Annotated in this window: 17 protein-coding genes and 2 pseudogenes; 9 read left to right on the top strand and 10 right to left on the bottom strand. The window is 70.8% G+C overall.

Annotated features, from left to right (window positions below; translation table 11 throughout):
* The first annotated feature begins 53 nt into the window (after window positions 1-53).
* A complete protein-coding gene (locus tag ACFY6U_RS44040) occupies window positions 54-1,193 on the top strand; it encodes a DUF2786 domain-containing protein (RefSeq protein ID WP_390047605.1) in 1,140 nt (379 codons plus the stop codon).
* 364 nt (window positions 1,194-1,557) lie between these two features.
* Here the strand turns inward: ACFY6U_RS44040 and ACFY6U_RS44035 are convergent, their stop codons facing one another.
* From ACFY6U_RS44035 to ACFY6U_RS44020, 4 genes and pseudogenes are all read right to left on the bottom strand, one after another.
* Entirely contained in the window at window positions 1,558-2,073 is a 516-nt protein-coding gene (locus ACFY6U_RS44035) for a DUF4232 domain-containing protein (protein WP_390047603.1), read from the bottom strand.
* 154 nt (window positions 2,074-2,227) lie between these two features.
* Window positions 2,228-2,701, bottom strand: coding sequence for a hypothetical protein (locus ACFY6U_RS44030; protein ID WP_390047810.1), 474 nt, complete (start codon window positions 2,699-2,701; stop codon window positions 2,228-2,230).
* Window positions 2,702-2,873: 172 nt separating this feature from the next.
* Window positions 2,874-3,177 (bottom strand): annotated as a pseudogene (gene rpsN, locus ACFY6U_RS44025) (30S ribosomal protein S14).
* 26 nt (window positions 3,178-3,203) lie between these two features.
* A pseudogene (locus ACFY6U_RS44020) lies at window positions 3,204-3,311 on the bottom strand (50S ribosomal protein L28); the annotation flags it as partial.
* A 410-nt stretch (window positions 3,312-3,721) separates the two neighbouring features.
* On the opposite strand from ACFY6U_RS44020, the gene ACFY6U_RS44015 reads away from it, so the two are divergent.
* Window positions 3,722-3,991, top strand: coding sequence for a DUF397 domain-containing protein (locus tag ACFY6U_RS44015; protein ID WP_390047601.1), 270 nt, complete (start codon window positions 3,722-3,724; stop codon window positions 3,989-3,991).
* Window positions 3,992-4,082: 91 nt separating this feature from the next.
* Here ACFY6U_RS44015 and ACFY6U_RS44010 read toward each other — a convergent pair whose 3' ends face one another.
* Window positions 4,083-4,562 (bottom strand): ATP-binding protein, encoded by a 480-nt coding sequence (locus tag ACFY6U_RS44010; RefSeq protein WP_390047600.1) that lies wholly within the window; start codon window positions 4,560-4,562, stop codon window positions 4,083-4,085.
* A gap of 354 nt (window positions 4,563-4,916) precedes the next feature.
* Between ACFY6U_RS44010 and ACFY6U_RS44005 the strand changes: the two genes are divergently transcribed.
* The 3 genes from ACFY6U_RS44005 to ACFY6U_RS43995 all read left to right on the top strand — a co-directional run bounded on the left by ACFY6U_RS44005 (window position 4,917) and on the right by ACFY6U_RS43995 (window position 8,001).
* Window positions 4,917-5,741, top strand: a complete 825-nt coding sequence (locus tag ACFY6U_RS44005; RefSeq protein WP_351499958.1) for a helix-turn-helix transcriptional regulator — start codon at window positions 4,917-4,919, stop codon at window positions 5,739-5,741.
* 154 nt (window positions 5,742-5,895) lie between these two features.
* Window positions 5,896-7,356, top strand: a complete 1,461-nt coding sequence (locus ACFY6U_RS44000) for an aldehyde dehydrogenase family protein (RefSeq protein ID WP_390047599.1) — start codon at window positions 5,896-5,898, stop codon at window positions 7,354-7,356.
* Window positions 7,357-7,461: 105 nt separating this feature from the next.
* Window positions 7,462-8,001: a DinB family protein gene (locus ACFY6U_RS43995; protein ID WP_390047598.1), complete on the top strand. Its 540-nt coding sequence runs from the start codon at window positions 7,462-7,464 to the stop codon at window positions 7,999-8,001.
* Between the two features lie 120 nt (window positions 8,002-8,121).
* Here ACFY6U_RS43995 and ACFY6U_RS43990 read toward each other — a convergent pair whose 3' ends face one another.
* Both ACFY6U_RS43990 and ACFY6U_RS43985 read right to left on the bottom strand, forming a co-directional pair.
* Window positions 8,122-9,531 carry a glutamate decarboxylase gene (locus ACFY6U_RS43990; protein WP_390047596.1) on the bottom strand — a complete coding sequence of 470 codons (1,410 nt, stop codon included), beginning with the start codon at window positions 9,529-9,531 and terminating at the stop codon, window positions 8,122-8,124.
* Window positions 9,532-9,607: 76 nt separating this feature from the next.
* Window positions 9,608-10,894 (bottom strand): ion channel protein, encoded by a 1,287-nt coding sequence (locus tag ACFY6U_RS43985; RefSeq protein ID WP_390047594.1) that lies wholly within the window; start codon window positions 10,892-10,894, stop codon window positions 9,608-9,610.
* A 136-nt stretch (window positions 10,895-11,030) separates the two neighbouring features.
* Between ACFY6U_RS43985 and ACFY6U_RS43980 the strand changes: the two genes are divergently transcribed.
* Complete coding sequence (locus ACFY6U_RS43980) at window positions 11,031-11,792, top strand: MerR family transcriptional regulator (RefSeq protein WP_390047592.1); 762 nt, start codon at window positions 11,031-11,033, stop codon at window positions 11,790-11,792.
* 34 nt (window positions 11,793-11,826) lie between these two features.
* Here the strand turns inward: ACFY6U_RS43980 and ACFY6U_RS43975 are convergent, their stop codons facing one another.
* On the bottom strand, window positions 11,827-12,192 hold the full coding sequence (locus ACFY6U_RS43975) for a YbjQ family protein (RefSeq protein WP_351499936.1): 366 nt from the start codon (window positions 12,190-12,192) through the stop codon (window positions 11,827-11,829).
* A gap of 138 nt (window positions 12,193-12,330) precedes the next feature.
* On the opposite strand from ACFY6U_RS43975, the gene ACFY6U_RS43970 reads away from it, so the two are divergent.
* Entirely contained in the window at window positions 12,331-13,263 is a 933-nt protein-coding gene (locus ACFY6U_RS43970; protein WP_390047590.1) for a DedA family protein, read from the top strand.
* A 106-nt stretch (window positions 13,264-13,369) separates the two neighbouring features.
* Here the strand turns inward: ACFY6U_RS43970 and ACFY6U_RS43965 are convergent, their stop codons facing one another.
* Together ACFY6U_RS43965 and ACFY6U_RS43960 are read right to left on the bottom strand one after the other, a co-directional pair.
* On the bottom strand, window positions 13,370-15,028 hold the full coding sequence (locus tag ACFY6U_RS43965; RefSeq protein ID WP_390047588.1) for a threonine/serine exporter family protein: 1,659 nt from the start codon (window positions 15,026-15,028) through the stop codon (window positions 13,370-13,372).
* Window positions 15,029-15,190: 162 nt separating this feature from the next.
* Window positions 15,191-15,682: an inorganic diphosphatase gene (locus ACFY6U_RS43960; RefSeq protein ID WP_018547987.1), complete on the bottom strand. Its 492-nt coding sequence runs from the start codon at window positions 15,680-15,682 to the stop codon at window positions 15,191-15,193.
* A 79-nt stretch (window positions 15,683-15,761) separates the two neighbouring features.
* Between ACFY6U_RS43960 and dacB the strand changes: the two genes are divergently transcribed.
* Together dacB and ACFY6U_RS43950 are read left to right on the top strand one after the other, a co-directional pair.
* Window positions 15,762-17,423, top strand: a complete 1,662-nt coding sequence (gene dacB / locus ACFY6U_RS43955) for a D-alanyl-D-alanine carboxypeptidase/D-alanyl-D-alanine-endopeptidase (protein ID WP_390047586.1) — start codon at window positions 15,762-15,764, stop codon at window positions 17,421-17,423.
* A 114-nt stretch (window positions 17,424-17,537) separates the two neighbouring features.
* Complete coding sequence (locus ACFY6U_RS43950) at window positions 17,538-18,671, top strand: zinc-dependent metalloprotease (RefSeq protein ID WP_351499944.1); 1,134 nt, start codon at window positions 17,538-17,540, stop codon at window positions 18,669-18,671.
* Window positions 18,672-18,741: the final 70 nt, after the last annotated feature.

The raw sequence follows: 18,741 nt of genomic DNA, 5'->3' as shown, positions 1-18,741 counted from the left end.
CAGGGTGTGGACGGCCGGCGACCGCTGTCGGCGCCGCGTGGCACGATCGACACGTGACCAGCAGCCAGCCCAGCACCGTCGACCGAGCTTTCCAGAGCGCCCTGTACGACGACACCGACTCCGGCCTCGACACGGGCGCGTCCCTCCTCGCGGCCGACTCCGGCGCCGACGCGGAACTCGCGCACCGGGGCCGGGAGTTCGTCGCGGCGGCCTGGCGGCGCGGCTGGCAGCCCGCCGACGTCGTACGACTGGTGCGCCGCGAGCTGGACGACCCGCACGTCCGGCTCGCCGCCGGGCTGATCCGGGCGCAGGCGCCGGACGACCGGCCGCGGGGCCCCCGCTGGCGGGCGCAGCTCGACGCGCTGCCGCAGGCGGACGGCCACGCACGCATGGGCGACCGTTTCTCGCACGCCACCGCCGTCCTGGAGCTCTACCGCCTGCTGGTGCGGCTGCCCGCCCTGGAGCCCCTCGACGAGCCCCGGCCCGCCGCGACCGCGCACCGCCCGGAGTCCGCCCGCATGCTCGGCCGGATCCGCGCGCTGCTCGCCAAGGCCGAGGCGACCGGCTTTCCGGAGGAGGCGGAGGCGCTCAGCGCGAAGGCACAGGAGCTGATGGCCCGGCACAGCGTGGACGAGGCGCTGCTCGCCGCGGGGGCGCCCGCGCCGGACGCGCCGGGTGCCTGCCGGATCGGTGTCGAGCCGCCGTACGAACAGGCCAAGGCGGTGCTGCTGGACGCAGTCGCCACGGCCAACCACTGCCGCGCGGTGTGGAACGAGCCGCTGGCCTTCTCCACGGTCGTCGGCTTCGAGGCGGACCTGGAGGTGGTCGACCTGCTCCACACCTCGCTGCTGGTGCAGGCCACGCACGCGATGACGAAGGCGGAGGCGGCGCAGCGGGCGGGCGGCCGCAAGCGCACGAAGACCTTCCGCCAGTCCTTCCTGGCGGCCTACGCCCACCGGGTCGGCGACCGCCTCCGAGCTGCGGCCCGGTCGGCCGTGGCCGAGACCGGGTCGCCCCGGGACCTGCTCCCGGTCCTGGCCACGAGAGAGCTGGCCGTGACCGACCGCATGGAGCAGATGTTCCCGGAGACCACGACGACCCGCCTGCGCGGAGTGACCGACGAGGCAGGCTGGACTGAGGGCACAAAAGCAGCCGACCAGGCCCACGTCACCTCACACACCCCACTCCCCTGAACCGCAACACACCCTGTCAGAGACGCGCGGAACTGCACGAGAACCCCGACGCCGCGACCCGTATCCACGGCGCGGTCGGCCCCGCCAGGGGCGCGGGGAACTGCGCGAGAACCCCGAACGTCGCGGCCCGTATCCACGGCGCGGTGGGCCCCGCCAGGGGCGCGGGAGACTGCGCGAGAACCCCCACGGTGCGGCACGGATCCACGGCGCTGAACCGCCCCTCTCAGGGGCGCGGGGAACTGCGCGAGAACCCCCACGGTGCGGCACGGATCCACGGCGCTGAACCGCCCCTCTCAGGGGCGCGGGGAACTGCGCGAGACCCCCCACCGGGGGTCGGCCGAAAGGCGACCGCACCGCCCCCGAATCAGTCCCCCGCCTGCTGGAACGCCCCCACCGAGGCATTCGGCTTGTCCGCCGTCCCGTTGCCCGCCACCGCCCCGTACTTCCACGGGAAGCTCTCCGTCGCGTCGCTCCCCGGCAGGGACACCGTCACCGAGGTGGCCGCGAGGCTCGCCTGGTCGCCGTCCTTGCCGCGCACATAGCTGATCGAGAACGTCGCGGAGTCGCCCTTGGCGAGCTTGAGCTTCTGGCTCTTCGCACCCGACTGCGCGCCGACCGTCGCCGACGTACCGCCCGCCTTCAGCGTGACGCCGGCGAAGCCGTCCAGCGTGCATGGCGCGCTCTGGTTGGTGAGGGAGACCGGCACCTCGCCGGTGTCCCCCGCGGCCGGCGCCACGCTCGCGGAGCCGACCTGGACCGAGACCTTGCCGATCTCGCAGGCCGAGCTGTTCTTGCCGCTGGAGCCCGAGCCGCCGTCATTGCAGGCGGTCAGGGCGAGGGCCGCGGCGACGGCGGTGACGGTGAGCGGAATGGCGCGCATGTGCAGATCCCCATCGAGGTTGTGACGGTGTCCCAGCATCATCACGCCCCGGCCCGGGCCCCGCGCGCCCGCCCCCGCTTCCGGAGGTCGCACGGCGTGTTCCCGCCGCCCCGCCCAGGCCGTCGGGAACGCCGCACGGCGGTCGGACGCGGCCCTACTGCCCAAGGCTCGCGGTCGGCAGCCCCGACGGCAGCTTGCCGCCCTCGGCCCTGGTGTAGGTCTCCTCGCCCGATTTTCCGGACCAGGTGACCTTCATGCCGCTCTTGCTGACCGAGTCCACCATTCCGGTGACCCGGTCCTTGCTGCCGTCCGTGCAGGTGAGATGGATCATCCGCATCCCGGCCTCCTCGCCGGCGGTCCCGCTGCACACGGCCCCACCGGTCTCGAAGAGCCCGGCCTGCTTGCCGGTGACGACCAGGGCGACGATCTTGCCGCCGCTCGTGGTGATCCAGCTGCCCTGCAGCGCGTCGGAGGAGGCCGTGGAGCCCTCCGAGCCGGCCGTGGCGGCGGCGCCGGCGGACGACGTGCCCGACGGGGTGGCCGAGGATCCGCTGCCGGACCCGCCGCCGCTGCACGCGGTCAGCGCGAGCGCGCCCGCCAGCCCCGCGGCGGCGGCCACGACCCGCAGAGCCTTCCGCGCGGCCGATGCACCGTGCCCCACAGCCGTGGGCGTGACCGAAACCGCCGCCGTCTCCATACGCGTCGTAGCCGTACTCGCCGTAGCCGTGGTCACCGCAACGCTCCCGAGCTCTAGGGGTCGGCCGCCCGGCCGCCGGACGACAGCCGCAAGCTACCAGCACTCACCAGGAGGACTGGCGCATGCCAGGTAGGTATCCGCTGTGGGCCTGGTCCCGCAGATTCAGCCGGGACAGGCCGAACGTACGGAAGCAATCGCGCGGGCGGCCGTCCACCCGGTCGCGGTTGCGCACGCGCGTGGCGCTCGCGTCGCGCGGCTGCCCGCGCAGCTCACGCCCGGCGGCCAGGCGCTCCGCCCCGGTCGAGGACGGCCGGGAGGATCTCCTTCAGCTCGGCCCTGCGGGCGGCGTACCGCGCGACGACCGCCTGCCGCCGCTCGTTCTTCGCGATCTTGCTCTTCTTCGCCATTTCGGTGCTTCGCCCCCGTCAGACCTTCACGCCCCGCGCGCGATGCGTGCCACGGCCGCCTCCACTCCGACCGTGCCGACGGTCTTCACGGCGCGCGCGCTCAGCCGGAGCCGTACGTGCCGGTTCTCGCTCGGCGTCGTCGACCTGCAGGTTCTCGCCTACGACAGGCAGCGGATGCCGTCCCTCCGGAGGTGCGATCCGGATCCGGCCAATCTCGCTCACCGGACCGTCACACGAGCGATGGAACACCAGGGCCGAAGTAAGCGTCTTTTCTTTGTGCATGAAGGATTCGATCCGGGCGATCCCGCGCAGATCACGGCGCGTGATCATGGACGGGGGCTGGCGGTCGCATGTCCTGCGGAGTCTGGGGCAGACGCTGGAACGGGTTGAGTAAAGCGGACGTCAAAGCTGTAACCGCAGGAACACCCCGCGTGCACGTGCATCTGCTCATGCATCTGCACGTGAACAAGGTTATGATCCGGGTCAGTTGACCGCTGCATCAATGGTCACATCAGCCAGTTAGTGCACCACCGGGGAGCGACCTGTGGACCTCGACGTTGACGGCGTGTACGGGGGGTTTGACGTGTACAACGGCATGGCTGCCACGCAGCTGGACGGAGTGGCCTGGCAGAAGAGCAGGCACAGCAACTCGCAGGGTTCCTGCGTGGAGTTCGCCCGGCTGCCGGGCGGCGAGGTGGCGGTCCGCAACTCGCGCTTCCCGGACGGGCCGGCGCTCGTCTACACGCGGGCCGAGATCGAGGCGATGCTCCTCGGCGTCAAGGACGGCGAGTTCGACCACCTGATCACGAGCTGACGGCGGCCGCATCCGGGGCAACCCGGTGCGTTCGGTGCACAACGCCCGGGTAACGCGCGTAGAAACCCGGCGTCCGAAGACGCCGGGTCCGTCACTCGGCGGCCTGCAGCCGGAACAGCGCCCACACGACCTTGCCGCTGAGGGCGCCCGCCAGCGGGTGCCAGCCCCAGCCGTCGCTGAACGAGTCGACCAGGAACAGCCCGCGGCCCGACTCCGCCGAGAAGTCGTCCGAGTCGCGCGGGACGGGCGTCTCGTGGCTGGGATCGCGCACCGCGCACACCAGCCGTCCGGTCCACCGCATCAGGTGCAGCCGCACCGCCGGCCCCTGGGGTGCGACGAGGTAGTCGGTCTCACCGGGCACCGCGTGCCGCAGGGCGTTGGTGACGAGCTCCGACACGACGAGGCAGATGTCGTCGAAGCGGTCGCCGACGTCCCACTGGCCGAGCGTTCTCCGGGTGAACCGGCGGGCCTCGCGCACCGCTTCGTAGCGGGCGGGCAGGGCACAGGAGGCGGCGTTGGACGCGGCCGCGGGATCAAGCGGCGGAAGGCCCTGCCGTAATGGCTTGAGCATGGTCGATCCATTCGTCCCCATGCGAGGCACTCCCGGGAATTCGCGGTCGTTGCGATGCAGCGGTGGCGCGGGACCATGGTTTCGGATGCGCAGAGCAGATGCAAGGGCAGATGCACGTGCACGCGACCGAATTGGACCCTCCCGTACCGCTTGTTGGCCATTTTTTCCGCCAACTTGCCGCCCTTGGCTTACTACCTGCTTGCAAGTTCCTGTGCTTAAACTTTGGCCGCTTGCCGTTTCCGTAACCGGACGAGTACTGCTCGAAGTGTTTTAGTGGCAGACTGCGGGCCCTGAAGACGGTTGGGGAGGCTGGCGAACGTGAGCGCGGGAGAGCCCGGATCGGTGGTGCGGCGAATGCTGCTCGGCTCGCAACTCAGGCGGCTGCGCGAGGCCCGGGGGATCACGCGGGAGGCCGCGGGGTACTCGATCCGCGCCTCGGAGTCGAAGATCAGTCGCATGGAGCTGGGCCGGGTGAGCTTCAAGACCAGGGACGTGGAAGACCTGCTGACGCTGTACGGCATCACCGACGAGGCCGAGCGTGAACAGCTGCTCTCTCTCGCCCGGGAGGCCAACGTGGCCGGCTGGTGGCACAGTTACTCCGACGTCCTGCCGACCTGGTTCCCCACCTATGTCGGTCTGGAGGGCGCGGCGCACCTGATCCGCGCCTACGAGGTGCAGTTCATCCACGGCCTGCTGCAGACCGAGGAGTACGCGCGCGCAGTGGTGCGGCGCGGCATGAAGGGGGCCGGCGAGGCCGACATCGAACGGCGCGTCACGCTGCGCCTGGAGCGGCAGAAGTACCTGGTGGCCGAGAACGCACCCGACTTCCACATCGTCCTGGACGAGGCCGCCCTGCGCCGTCCCTATGGCGACCGCGAGGTGATGCGCGGCCAGCTCCAGCACCTCGTCGAGATCTCCGAGCGGCCCAACGTACGGTTGCAGATCATGCCGTTCAGCTTCGGCGGGCACTCCGGGGAGGGCGGTTCGTTCACCATCCTGAGCTTCCCCGAGTCGGACCTGTCCGACGTGGTGTACCTGGAGCAGCTCACCAGCGCGCTCTACCTCGACAAGCGCGAGGACGTCGCCCAGTACGAGCAGGCGCTCAAGGAGCTCCAGCAGGACAGCCCGGGACCGGACGAGAGCCGGGACCTGCTGCGCGGGCTGCTCCAGCTGTCGTAGACATGTCGATGCCCCGGGGGATTCCCCTAGATCATCGAACTGATGCCCCAACTGTCGTGTGACGCAAGTACGATGACGCGTGATCAGACCGTGATGTGGATGCGGACCGGGTGTCCGCGTCGACTGCCGTCGCAGCAGGGGATCGAGGGATCACATGTCGTCCTATTTCACCGACCTGGCCCAGCAGTACATCGACGGTGAGTGGCGCCCGGGGACCGGTTCCTGGGACATCATCGACTTCAACCCGTACGACGGTGAGAAGCTCGCGTCGATCACCATAGCCGCGGTCGAGGAGATAGATCAGGCCTACCAGGCCGCCGCGCGCGCCCAGAAGCAGTGGGCCGCCACCAATCCCTATGCCCGCCGCGCCGTCTTCGAGAAGGCCCTGCGCCTCATCGAGGAGCGCGACGCGGAGATCACCGAGGCGATCATCGCCGAGCTCGGCGGCACGCATCTGAAGGCCGCCTTCGAGCTGCACCTCGCCAAGGAGTTCCTGCGCGAGTCGATCCAGTGGGCGTTGCGCCCCGAGGGCAGAATCCTGCCCTCCCCGGTGGACGGCAAGGAGAACCGCCTCTACCGGGTGCCGGTCGGTGTGGTGGGCGTGATCAGCCCCTTCAACTTCCCCTTCCTGCTCTCGATCAAGTCGGTCGCCCCGGCGCTCGCGCTCGGCAACGGGGTGGTCCTCAAGCCGCACCAGAACACCCCGATCGTCGGCGGCACCCTGGTCGCGAAGATCTTCGAGGACGCGGGCCTGCCCGGCGGCCTGCTCAACGTCGTCGTCACCGACATCGCGGAGATCGGCGACGCCTTCATCGAGCACCCGATCCCGAAGGTCATCTCCTTCACAGGCTCCGACAAGGTCGGCCGGCACGTGGCCACCGTCTGCGCCTCGCTCTTCAAGCGCTCGGTGCTCGAACTGGGCGGCAACAGCGCGATCGTGGTCCTCGACGACGCCGACATCGACTACGCGGTCGACGCCGCGGTCTTCAGCCGGTACGTCCACCAGGGCCAGGTCTGCATGGCCGCCAACCGCGTCCTGGTCGACCGCTCGATCGCGGACGAGTTCACCGAGAAGTTCGTCGCCAAGGTGCGGACCCTCAAGGCCGGCGACCCGAGCGACCCGGAGACCGTGATCGGCCCGCTGATCAACTCCCAGCAGGCGGAGTCGATTTCGTCCACCGTCGAGCAGGCCGTCGCCGAGGGCGCCACCGCCCTGCTGCGCGGCACGACCACCGACAACCTGGTCGAGCCCTCGGTCCTCACCGGCGTCCCCGCCGACTCCGACCTGCTCCGCCAGGAGGTCTTCGGCCCGGTCGCCTTCCTCATCCCGTTCGACGGCGAGGAGGAGGCCGTACGCCTCGTCAACGACACCCCCTACGGCCTCAGCGGCGCGGTCCACACCGGGAACGTCGAGCGGGGCGTGGCCTTCGCCAAGCAGATCGACACCGGGATGTTCCACGTCAACGACGGCACCGTCCACGACGAGCCCGTCGTCCCCTTCGGCGGCGAGAAGCACTCCGGGATCGGCCGCCTGAACGGCGAGACGACCGTGGAGTCCTTCACCACCCTGAAGTGGATCTCGGTACAGCACGGCCGGAGCGGCTTCCCGTTCTAGCCGAGGGAGTTCGGCCACCCGGGCCCTTTAGGACGCGAGCTGTCCTAGAGGGCCCGTAGCTTCGGTCAGGTCAGGGCAGCACAGACCGAGGAAAGGCGGCCGGACATGGTCACTCACGTTCCCGCGGAAGCACAGGGCGACGAGCGCGGAGCACTGCTCTCCTTCATCGAGGAGCAGCGCGGCGGCATCCGCCGGGCCCTGCTCGGCCTGACCGACGAGCAGGCCGCGAGCAGGCCGAGCGCGAGCGAGCTGTCCCTGGCGGGCCTGCTCAAGCACTGCGCCGAGGTCGAGCAGAGCTGGATCGCGCGGGCCAGGCAGGAGCCGCCGGCGATCCAGCGCGACCAGTCGAACTGGCACGAGACCTTCCAGCTGGTCAGGGACGAGACGGTGGCCTCCCAGCTCGCCCACTGGGAGCAGGTCGCCGCCGAGACGGAGAAGTTCATCCGCTCCGTCCCCAGCCTCGACGACACCTTCCCGCTCCCGCCGCAGCCCTGGTTCCCGCCGGAGGGCCGGGTCTCCATGCGTTGGGTCTGCCTCCACCTCATCCGCGAGACCGCCCGGCACGCGGGCCACGCCGACATCGTCCGCGAGTCGCTGGACGGGAAGACCGCCTTCGAACTCGTGGCGCTGGAACAGGGCTCCTAGCTCCTTGAGCGCCCCGCGCCCCGAAAGGGGCGCGGGGAACTGCGCGACCGGCCACGACGGCGCTGCAGAGGGCAGACGGCAGGCGGCAGGCGCCACATCGCGGCGCTCCCAGCGGAGCGCTCAGTGATGGAAGCTGGTGGCCGCGTCCTTGTCGTGGGTCAGCGGATGCGGCTGCCGGCGCAGTCCGGGCAGCAGCCGGGACAGGTCCTCGACGAACAGGTCCGCCAGGTCCTTCGAGAAGCCGTTTCGGCACACCACCCGCAGCACCGACAGGTCCTCCCGGTTCGCCGGGAAGGTGTAGGCGGGCACCAGCCAGCCGTTCTCACGCAGCCGCCGTGACACGTCGAAGACGTCGTACGCGGTCACGTGGTCGGCGGTGGTGAAGGCGAACACGGGCAGCTCGTCGCCCCGGGTGAGGAGCCGGAAGTCGCCGAGCGCCTCGATGCGTTCGGCGAGCTCGGTCGCCACGTCCCGGGACGCCTGCTGCACCGCGCGGTAGCCGTCCCGGCCCAGGCGCAGGAACGTGTAGTACTGCGCGACCACCTGGGCGCCGGGGCGGGAGAAGTTCAGGGCGAAGGTGGGCATGTCGCCGCCCAGGTAGTTGACCCGGAAGACCAGTTCCTCGGGCAGTGCCTCCCTGTCCCGCCACAGCGCCCAGCCGACGCCCGGGTACACCAGCCCGTACTTGTGCCCCGAGGTGTTGATCGAGGCCACACGCGGGAGCCGGAAGTCCCACACCAGGTCCTCGTCCAGGAAGGGCGCGACCATTCCGCCGGACGCGCCGTCCACGTGGACCGGGACGTCGACCCCGGTGCGCTCCTGGAGGGCGTCCAGGGCCGCGCAGAGGTCGGCGACCGGCTCGTAGGACCCGTCGAAGGTGGAGCCGAGGATGGCGACGACCCCGATGGTGTTCTCGTCGCAGAGGTCGGCGGCGGCCTGCGGGTCCAGGTGGTAGCGGTCGCCGTCCATGGGCACGAACCGGGGCTCGACCTCCCAGAAGTTGCAGAACTTCTCCCAGCAGACCTGGACGTTGATGCCCATGATCAGGTTCGGGCGGGCGGTGCCCGGATAGCGGTCGGTGTTGCGCTTCATCCAGCGCCGCTTGAGCGCCATCCCGGCCAGCATGCAGGCCTCGCTGGAGCCGGTCGTCGAACAGCCGATGGTGTTCGCCGGATCCGGCGCGTTCCACAGGTCGGCGAGCATGGCCACACAGCGCCGCTCCAGCTCGGCGGTGCGCGGGTACTCGTCCTTGTCGATCATGTTCTTGTCGTCGCACTCCGCCATCAGGATCCCGGCCTGGGGCTCCATCCAGGTGGTGACGAAAGTGGCCAGATTCAGCCGGGCGTTGCCGTCCAGCATCAGCTCGTCGTGCACCAGTTGGTAGGCGGTCGAGGGCGGCAGCGGGCCGTCCGGCAGCCGGTGCGTGGGCGGGGCCTCGGCCATGCCGGCGACCGGGTTCGCCTCGCCGAAGAACGGGTTGACGGACATGGGTCGCTCTTGGTGCTTCTGGGGACCTTTGTGCAGCGGCATGAGGAGTGCCTCCTGGGCGACGCGAACGATATAGGCGATGTGTGCGATGTGGACGACGCGAGGGAATTCACAAGGATCAGCGCAGGGCCGTACCGTCCGCCCGCAACTGCATTCTCGGCCGCCCGGTCACGAGCAGCCACGCGGGCAGCGACGCGATGCACAGCAGCGCGAGGATGCTCGTCGACGCCACGAGCACCGCGGCCGTGAACAGGCTCACCCAGCCCTGCCGGGTGATCGCCAACAGCATGCCCAGTACCCCCGCCGCCACGCCCACCGAGGGCTGGACCGCGGGCACCAGGGCGTGGGCGCACAGCCCGAAGGCCGCGCCGATGAACACCGACGGAAAGATCCGGCCACCGCGGAAACCGCAGGCGGAGGCCACCGTCAGCGCGGCCAGTTTGACGACCGTCATCACGGCGTACTGGCCCGCCGACCAGCCCGCCGGATCCTTCGCGAGCTCCGCGACCTCGTCCAGCCCCTTGAAGAGCGTCAGATGGCCGCCCAGCGCGCCCAGCAGGCCCAGTACCAGGCCGCCGACCGGAAGGGCCACCATGGGGTGTCCGAGGCGCCGGAAGGCGCCGTGGACGTACGGGAAGGCGTAGACGGCGCACATGCCCAGCAGTGCGGCCGCGGGGGCGATCACCAGGGCCGCCACCAGGTCGGGCCAGCGCGGGTGGCCGAGTGCGGGCAGTCCGAGGTCCAGGGTCGGGTGGGCCACCAGCGCGGTCGTCATCGCGCCCGCCCCCGCGGCCATCAGCGGCCCGAAGAGGTTGTCCCACAGCGCCCCTTTCAGCGGCTTCCCGGCCAGCGCCTCGGAGATCACGAGGGCCGCCGCCACCGGTGTCCCGAACAGCGCGCCGAGCGTGGCCGCGTCGGCCAGCGCGGGCCACAGCGAGCCCGGCAGCCGGGGCATCGCGAGCCGCCCGAGCCACAGTGCGAGCCCGACGTTGACGGCGATGAGGGGGCTCTCCGGGCCGAGGCTCGGGCCGCCCGCCAGCATCAGCACGGTCGCCAGCGTCAGCCCCGGCAGCACCACGGGCGGCAGCGCCACCGCCTCCAGGCCCAGGGTGGCCGGATCGGGCCCCGCGTGCCCGGGCACCTTCCACACCACCAGCCCCACCGCGATCCCGGTGGCCGTCAGCATCACCAGCATCCACAGCACCGAGTACCGTCCGACGCCCAGGGCGTCCGGAAGGTTGTTCCACAGCACGTGCTGCAGCCGTTCGGCCAGCGAGCTCACCAGCAGGAACAGCAGGCTGCTGCCGACCCCGACGACGAGGGCGGGCAGGATCAGCGGCAGCAGGGCGCGCGCGGGGGCCGAGGGCGGGATGGGGAGCGCCTGCTGCGCGGTGTCCTGGGCCACGGGCTCACGATAAGCGGGCAAAACCGACACAACATCCCGAACTGTGCGGCGAAAGGCGTCCGAAGGTCTCCGTGCGGAACGGGCTTGCACCTCACGTGACGTGAGGCCCCAGGGTGGAGCACGGAAAGGAGCGGAAGTGAACTACTCCGTAGGACAGGCCGCCGGGTTCGCCGGCGTCACCGTGCGCACCCTGCACCACTACGACGAGATCGGCCTGCTGGTGCCGGGCGAGCGCAGCACCGCGGGGCACCGGCGTTACGGCGACGCCGACCTCGACCGGCTCCAGAAGATCCTGTTCTACCGGGAGCTCGGCTTCCCGCTCGACGAGGTCGCGGCCCTGCTCGACGACCCGGACGCGGACCCGCGCGCACACCTGCGCCGCCGGCACGAACTGCTGACCGCCCGGATCGAGAAGCTGCAGAGGATGGCCGCGGCCGTGGAGCACGCCATGGAGGCACGCAGGATGGGCATCAACCTCACCCCCGAGGAACGCTTCGAGGTCTTCGGCGACAAGGACCCCGAGCAGTACGCCGAGGAGGCCGAGCAGCGCTGGGGCGGCACCGAGGCCTACGCCGAGTCCCAGCGCCGCGCGGCCCGCTACACCAAGGCAGACTGGCAGCGCATGAAGGACGAGGTCGACGACTGGAGCGAGCGTTACGCCGCCCTGGTGACCGCCGCCGAGCCGCCGGCCGGCGAGCGGGCCATGGACATGGCGGAGGAACACCGGCGGCACATCTCGGCCTGGTTCTACGACTGCCCGCACGAGATGCACCGCTGCCTCGCCGCGATGTACGTCTCCGACGAGCGCTTCAAGGCCTTCTACGACGCGATGGCCCCGGGCCTGGCCGAACACCTCAAGGAGGCGATCGAGGCGAACGCGGCCCGGCACACCGCGTGACCCGGGTCCGGACCTGCTCCCTGTCGATCCGGACCTACTCCCTGTCGATGACGACGGCGGTGCCGTACGCGCAGACCTCGGTCCCCGCGTCCGCCGCCTCGGTCACGTCGAACCGGAAGGCCAGCACTGCGTTGGCCCCACGCGCGCGTGCCTGCTCGATCAGCCGTTCCATGGCCTGGTTGCGGGTCTGGACGAGCGTTTTCGTCAGCCCCTTCAGCTCGCCGCCGATCATCGACTTCAGACCCGCGCCGATCTGACTGCCCAGGTGCCGGGAGCGCACGGTCAGCCCGAAGACCTCGCCGACGACCTCCCGCACCCGGTATCCGGGGATGTCGTTCGTGGTGACGACCAGCACATCGGCCTGCGGTCCCTGACCGCCGCCGTACTCTTCGATACCCATGTCCACAGCCATTCCCCAGGCCGGGCACAGTCCATCCAGGTTCCACCGGTGGAACCTGGGGCGGACACATTACGTTGATAGCTTTGTGCGCCCGCACAAGGAACCCGACGTGCCTTCCCCCTTCAGGAGCCCGGAACCGTGATGACGCTCGCCCTCGGCCCGAGCTGGCTGGATCCGAACCAACTTCTCGACTCGTTCGGCATCTGGGGCCTGCTCCTGGTGGTCTTCGCCGAGTCCGGCCTCCTGATCGGCTTCTTCCTCCCGGGCGACTCCCTCCTCTTCACCTGCGGCCTGCTGATCACCTCGAACCAGCTGGACTTCCCGCTGTGGGGCGCCATAGGCCTGATCTGCCTCGCCGCGATCCTCGGCGACCAGGCGGGCTACATGTTCGGCAAGAAGGTCGGCCCGACGCTCTTCAACCGCCCGGACTCCCGCCTCTTCAAGCAGGAGAACGTGGCGAAGGCGCACGAGTTCTTCGAGAAGCACGGCCCGAAGTCCCTGATCCTGGCCCGCTTCGTGCCGGTGATCCGCACGTTCACGCCGATCATCGCCGGCGTCAGCGGCATGGCCTACCGCTCGTTCCTCACCTTCAACGTCATCGGCGGCGTCCTGTGGGGCGCCGGCGTCACCCTGCTCGGCTCCTGGCTCGGCAAGATCGACGTCGTCAAGAACAACATCGAGGCGATCCTGATCCTGATCGTCCTGATCTCGGTCGTCCCGATCATCATCGAGTTCCTGCGGGCCCGTGCGAAGGACAAGAAGGCGGCGGCACAGCAGCCGCAGCCGGTGCCGGTTCCGCAGCACCCGGCACCCCCGGTGATGGACGACGCGACGACCCAGCTCCGCAGGATCGAGCCGACGTACACCCAGCAGCAGTACGGCCAGCCGTCCCAGCCTCAGCCCCAGCAGCAGTACGGTCAGCCGTCCCAGCCTCAGCCCCAGCAGCAGTACGGTCAGCCGTCCCAGCCTCAGCCCCAGCAGCAATACGGCCAGCAGCAGCCGTACTACGACCAGGGCGGCTACGGCCAGCAGCAGTACCCGTACAACGAGGAGCAGCAGTACCGCCCCTGAGGGGCGCTGGGGGTACCCCCGGCCGAAGGCTGGGGGAGGAACTGCGCGACCAGCCACGACGCACCCGCAGTCGTCGTCGCACCTGAACCCCCACCCCGGTGGGCGCTCAGAACCCCCTGGTCCGCTTCGCGGCCCGACGCTTCCCGGCCGACCCCACCCGCAGGGTCAGCCGGGAGATCTCCGACCCCAGATTGACCCCGATGGCGATGGCCATCGCGAGCGACGCCGCCTTGGCCAGCGACACCAGCCCCTTGTCGACCTCGTTCTGAGCCATCGACAGCAGCCCGAAGTAGGTCGCCGACCCCGGCAGCAGCGGCCCGATCGCCGCCGTCGTGTACGGCAGCGCGGACGCGAACCGGTACCGCGACAGCAGCTGCCCGAACAGCCCCACCAGCCCGGCCGCCACCGCCGTGGAGGCGACCGGCGAGATCCCCCCGGCGTAGCGCATCGCACCGTAGACGCACCACGCCACACCTCCGTTGAGGGTGACGGCCAGCACGGTGGATCGTTCCTGCTGGAGCAGGACGGCGAAGGTCAGCGACAGCACCATCGAGGCGGCGATCTGCAGCAGCGGCCGCTCCGAGGTGATCAGCGCCGCGTCGGGGTTGAGCCGGCCGCCCAGCTTCACGCCGAAGTACAGGACCGTCAGCACCCCGATGACGATGCCGACGAAGAAGTACATGACCTCCAGCAGCCGCGCGGAGGCGGTGATGTAGAAACCGGTGAGCCCGTCCTGGACGCCCGCCACGAGGGCCCGCCCGGGCAGCAGCGCGAAGAGTCCACCGGTGACGACGGCGGACGCCGCGACGTCGACGTGGGCGAGCGAGAAGGCGACCCCGATCGCGGCCGGCGGCATCGCGGCGATCATGAACTGGTAGAACTCCGGCAGCCCCCGCCCCGCGCACAGCCACGCCAGCCGGTCGCCGAGCATCGCGCCGATCGCCGCCGCCACGAACACCAGCAGGTCACCGCCGACCAGCACGGAGGCGGCCCCGGCGAGCAGCCCGCTCGCGGCGGTCAGCGCCCAGCCGGGGTACGGGTGCCGGTTGCGGCGGATCTCCGCGAGCCGCCGGTAGGCCTCCTCCAGGGAGACATGGGTCTCGGGGTCGGTGAGGTCGTCCACGAGGCGGAAGACGGCGGACAGGCGCGTGTAGTCGGTCCCGCGCCGCCGCACCGTCCGGGAGGCGGTCACGGGGTCGTCGACGAGCGAGGGCTGGTACGAGATCGCCAGCAGCGTGAAGGTGACGCCCGGCTCGCACCGGTCGAGCCCGTACGACCGGCAGACCGCGAACATCGCGGCCTCCACGTCCTCCGCGCCCTCCCCGCCGGCCAGCAGCAACTCCCCGATGCGCAGGGTCAGGTCGAGCACGCGCGGGACGGCGGGAGCGCCCTCCTCGGCCTTCTGCACCGGCTCCACGGCCGGCCGCTCCGCCACCGGCATGCGCAGCATCGTGCGCATCCGGTCCTGCCAGGGCGCGTCCTTGACGAGGCTGACGGCCGGGAACCCGGAGGCGGGCGTGAAGACGGGCGGGGCGTCCTGGGCGCTGTAGGTGCTCGGCGGGCTGAACGCCGACCCCTCCGGCCCGGCACCCGCCGGCTGCGGTGCCGCGAGTCCCTCCGGCACCGCGAACTCGGACGTCGTCTCCGGCTCACCGCCACCGCTCTCAGGGACCTCGATGCCCCGGGGGACGGCGAACTCGGACGTGAGTTCCGGGTCGTACCGCGCCTCGTCCGACCTGGGCTTGCGGTCCTCCGCCTCCGTCACCGTCGTAACGCTCCCTGAACGACACCTTCACGACAGCCTCAGTATGCGCGTGACCACACAGCGGACACGAAAACCAGCCGTGAGGGAGATCACGCAGACACGAAAAACGGGCCGCACGCGTGCGTGCGGCCCGTTTCCCGGTGCTGGCACACCGGGGTGGTCTCAGTGACCGCCGGTCTCCTTGAAGCGCTTGTACGACCGCTCGATCTCCGCCTCGGCGTCGGTGCGGCCGACCCAGTTGGCGCCCTCGACGGACTTGCCGGGCTCCAGGTCCTTGTAGACCTCGAAGAAGTGCTGGATCTCCAGGCGGTCGAACTCCGACACGTGGTGGATGTCGCGCAGGTGCTCCACGCGCGGGTCGGTCGCCGGGACGCACAGCAGCTTGTCGTCGCCGCCGGCCTCGTCCGTCATCCGGAACATGCCGATGGCGCGGCACTTGATCAGGCAGCCCGGGAAGGTCGGCTCGTCCAGGATGACCAGCGCGTCCAGCGGGTCGCCGTCCTCGCCGAGGGTGTTCTCGACGAAGCCGTAGTCGGTCGGGTAGGCGGTCGAGGTGAAGAGACGACGGTCGAGGCGGATCCGACCGGTCTCGTGGTCCACCTCGTACTTGTTCCGCGAACCCTTCGGGATCTCGATCGTGACGTCGAACTCCACCGGTGGCTCCTCCATGATCAACACATAGTTCTGATGGTTAAGTGTCCCCCACGCAGGTGTGTGATCGCGAAAGGGGCTGGTGGTCGTGCCAGAGCTGAGGCCTTGGCAGTCCGCGAAACCGCGTGTGCGGAAGCTCGTGGGCGCCCTACGACCGCGGCTGGTGCACCTGGTGAACGCCACGAAACCGCAGGTCGCGCGGTTGCGGCGGGCAGTCGGACCGTGGCTCGCACGCGTCACGCGCGCGACGGGACCCCGGCTGGCCACCCTGGTCCGCCCCCCTCGACCTCGGTCCCGGACCCTCAGGACCTGGCAGTACACCGCGGGCGCCGCCACGGCCGGGCTCGCGCTGGCCGCCGGTGCGGTGACCGCGGCGGGCCCCTGGGACGCCGACGGCCAGCGTACGGCCGAGCGGGACCGGGCCGCCGCCCTGGAGCGGACGGGTGGCACAGATCACGGCTCCGGTGCGGACTCCGTCACAGCCGACGGCAGGCCCAGCCCCGCACCCAGCGCCGGGCCCGTCCTGACGGGGCTGGACGGTGCCACCAACACCGTGAAGTCGGCGCCCGCCGGAAAGTCCGTCGGCATCTTCGGAACGGCCGTCACGAACCTCCTGGGGCCCCTCCTGAAGGCCCCGGCGCTCGGCAGCACCCGTGCCGCCGTCGTCGTCGACGTGGCCACCGGCAGCCGCCTGTACGGCTCCGGCGCCGACACCGCCATGACCCCCGCCTCCACCACGAAGATCGCCACCGCCGTCGCCGCCCTCTCCGCCCTCGGCCCCGACCACCGCATCACCACGCGCGTGGCCCTCGAACCCGGCACCCGGGAGGTCGTCCTGATCGGCGGCGGCGACCCCACCCTGACCGCCCGCAAGGACGCGGCCGGCTGGGCCAGCCTGCGCACCCTCGCCACCGAGACGGCGAAATCGCTGACCGCGCGGGGCATCGGACAGATCACGCTGTCGTACGACACCACGCTCTACTCCGGCCCCGACCTGCACTCCATCGGCGTCAACGACAACCTCGCGCGCGTGAGCCCCCTGACGGCCGACGAGGGCCGCACCAACGACTCCACCGAGGGACCCGCGCTCCGGGTGGGCGACCCGGCGGCCGACGCGGCACGGAAGTTCGCGGGCTTCCTGGCGGACGCCGGCATCAAGACCTCGTCGCCCGGCACCTCCAAGGCGAGCAGCCGGGCCGAGACCCTCGCCACCGTCTCCTCGCCGCCGCTCTCCTCGATCGTCGAACGCATGCTGACCAACAGCGACAACGACATCGCCGAGGCACTCGCCCGCCAGACGGCGCTCGCGAGCGGCAAGGTGGCCAGTTTCGACGGGGGAGCGGCCGCGATCGACGCCCAGCTGACCAAGCTGGGCCTGCCGATGGCGGGAGCCTCCTTCCACGACGGCAGCGGCCTGAACCGAGACGACCGGGTGACGGCGAACCTCCTCACCGCCCTCCTCGTCAAGGCCGCCGACGTGGACCGGCCGGGCCTGCGCGCGGTCCTCACCGGCCTCCCCGTCGCCCACTTCACGGGCACCCTCGCCGGCCGCTACACGGACGGCGCAGCCGGCGTCGTACGCGCCAAGACCGGCACCCTCACCGGGGTCAACACCCTCGCGGGCACGGTCGTCGACAAGGACGGCCGCCTCCTGGCCTTCGCCTTCCTCACCTCGAACACGACCAACCCGCCGGCGGCCCAGGCGGCCCTGGACAGGACGGCAACGGCCTTGGCGGGCCTGTGACCAACCGCCCCCTGCCCACGCAAGCCCCCAACCCGACCCCACCACACAAGTCACGCCAACCTCACCAACCGCCACGGCCTGCCCCAAGCGGTAGCGCTAACGTACGGTTGACGCATGACGAGCATCGGTGGCGCTGCTTCTTCTGGGATGGTCGACTGGAATCTCGCGGTGGCGACCGCGACCCGGCTCGTGCGGCCGGGGCCCGAGGTGAGCCGCGACGAGGCCCGGGGCATCGTCGCGGAACTGCGGCGGCACGCGAAGGCCTCGGAGGAACACGTCCGGGGCTTCACTCGTATGGGGACCGACGACATTCACGACACCCCCGTTCTGGTGGTGGACAGGCCCGGCTGGGTGAAGGCGAACGTCGCCGGTTTCCGTGAACTCCTCAAGCCGCTGCTCGAGAAGATGCAGGAACGGCGCGCGGGCACTCCCGGCGGCTCGGTCCTCGGCGCGGTCGGCGGCAAGGTCACCGGCGTGGAACTCGGCATGCTGCTGTCGTTCCTGTCGTCCCGGGTCCTCGGCCAGTACGAGACCTTCGCCCCCTCCTCCCGGGACCTCCCGGCGGACGAGAACGGCGGCGGCCGGCTGCTGCTCGTCGCCCCGAACATCGTCCACGTGGAGCGCGAACTCGACGTCCGGCCCCACGACTTCCGCCTGTGGGTGTGCCTGCACGAGGAGACGCACCGCACCCAGTTCACGGCGGTGCCCTGGCTGCGCGCCCATCTGGAGGGCGAGATCCAGTCGTTCCTGTCGGAGACGGACGTCGACCCGATGACCGTCCTCGAACGCATCCGGGACGCCGCCCAGTCCCTCGCCGGGAGCCGCCCCGAGGCCGAGGAGGACGACGGCGGACGGTCGTTCGTCGAACTCGTGCAGACCCCGGCCCAGCGCGAGATCCTCGGTCGGCTCACCGCCGTCATGTCCCTCCTGGAGGGCCACGCCGACTTCGTCATGGACGGCGTCGGACCCGCGGTGGTGCCGACCGTCGCCGAGATCCGCGAGAAGTTCCAGCAGCGGCGCGCCAAGGGCGCCTCCCGGCTCGACATGACCCTGCGCAAGCTGCTCGGTCTGGACGCCAAACTCCGTCAGTACCGGGACGGCGAACGGTTCGTGCGGGCCGTCGTCGAGCAGGTCGGCATGGACGGCTTCAACCGGGTGTGGACCTCCCCGAACACCCTGCCGACCAAGGCGGAGATCGCCAAACCGGCGGACTGGGTCGCGCGGGTGCACCGCAAGGCCGAGTCGTGAACCGACGGATGTGTGGTGAACGGAAACCGGCCGACGGCAGGCGAACGCCCCTCCAATCACCCGTCCGAGG

The sequence above is a fragment of the Streptomyces sp. NPDC013157 genome (genome assembly GCF_042899865.1).
In the GTDB taxonomy this organism is placed as follows: domain Bacteria; phylum Actinomycetota; class Actinomycetes; order Streptomycetales; family Streptomycetaceae; genus Streptomyces.
This window is presented reverse-complemented; position numbering and strand designations above follow the sequence as displayed.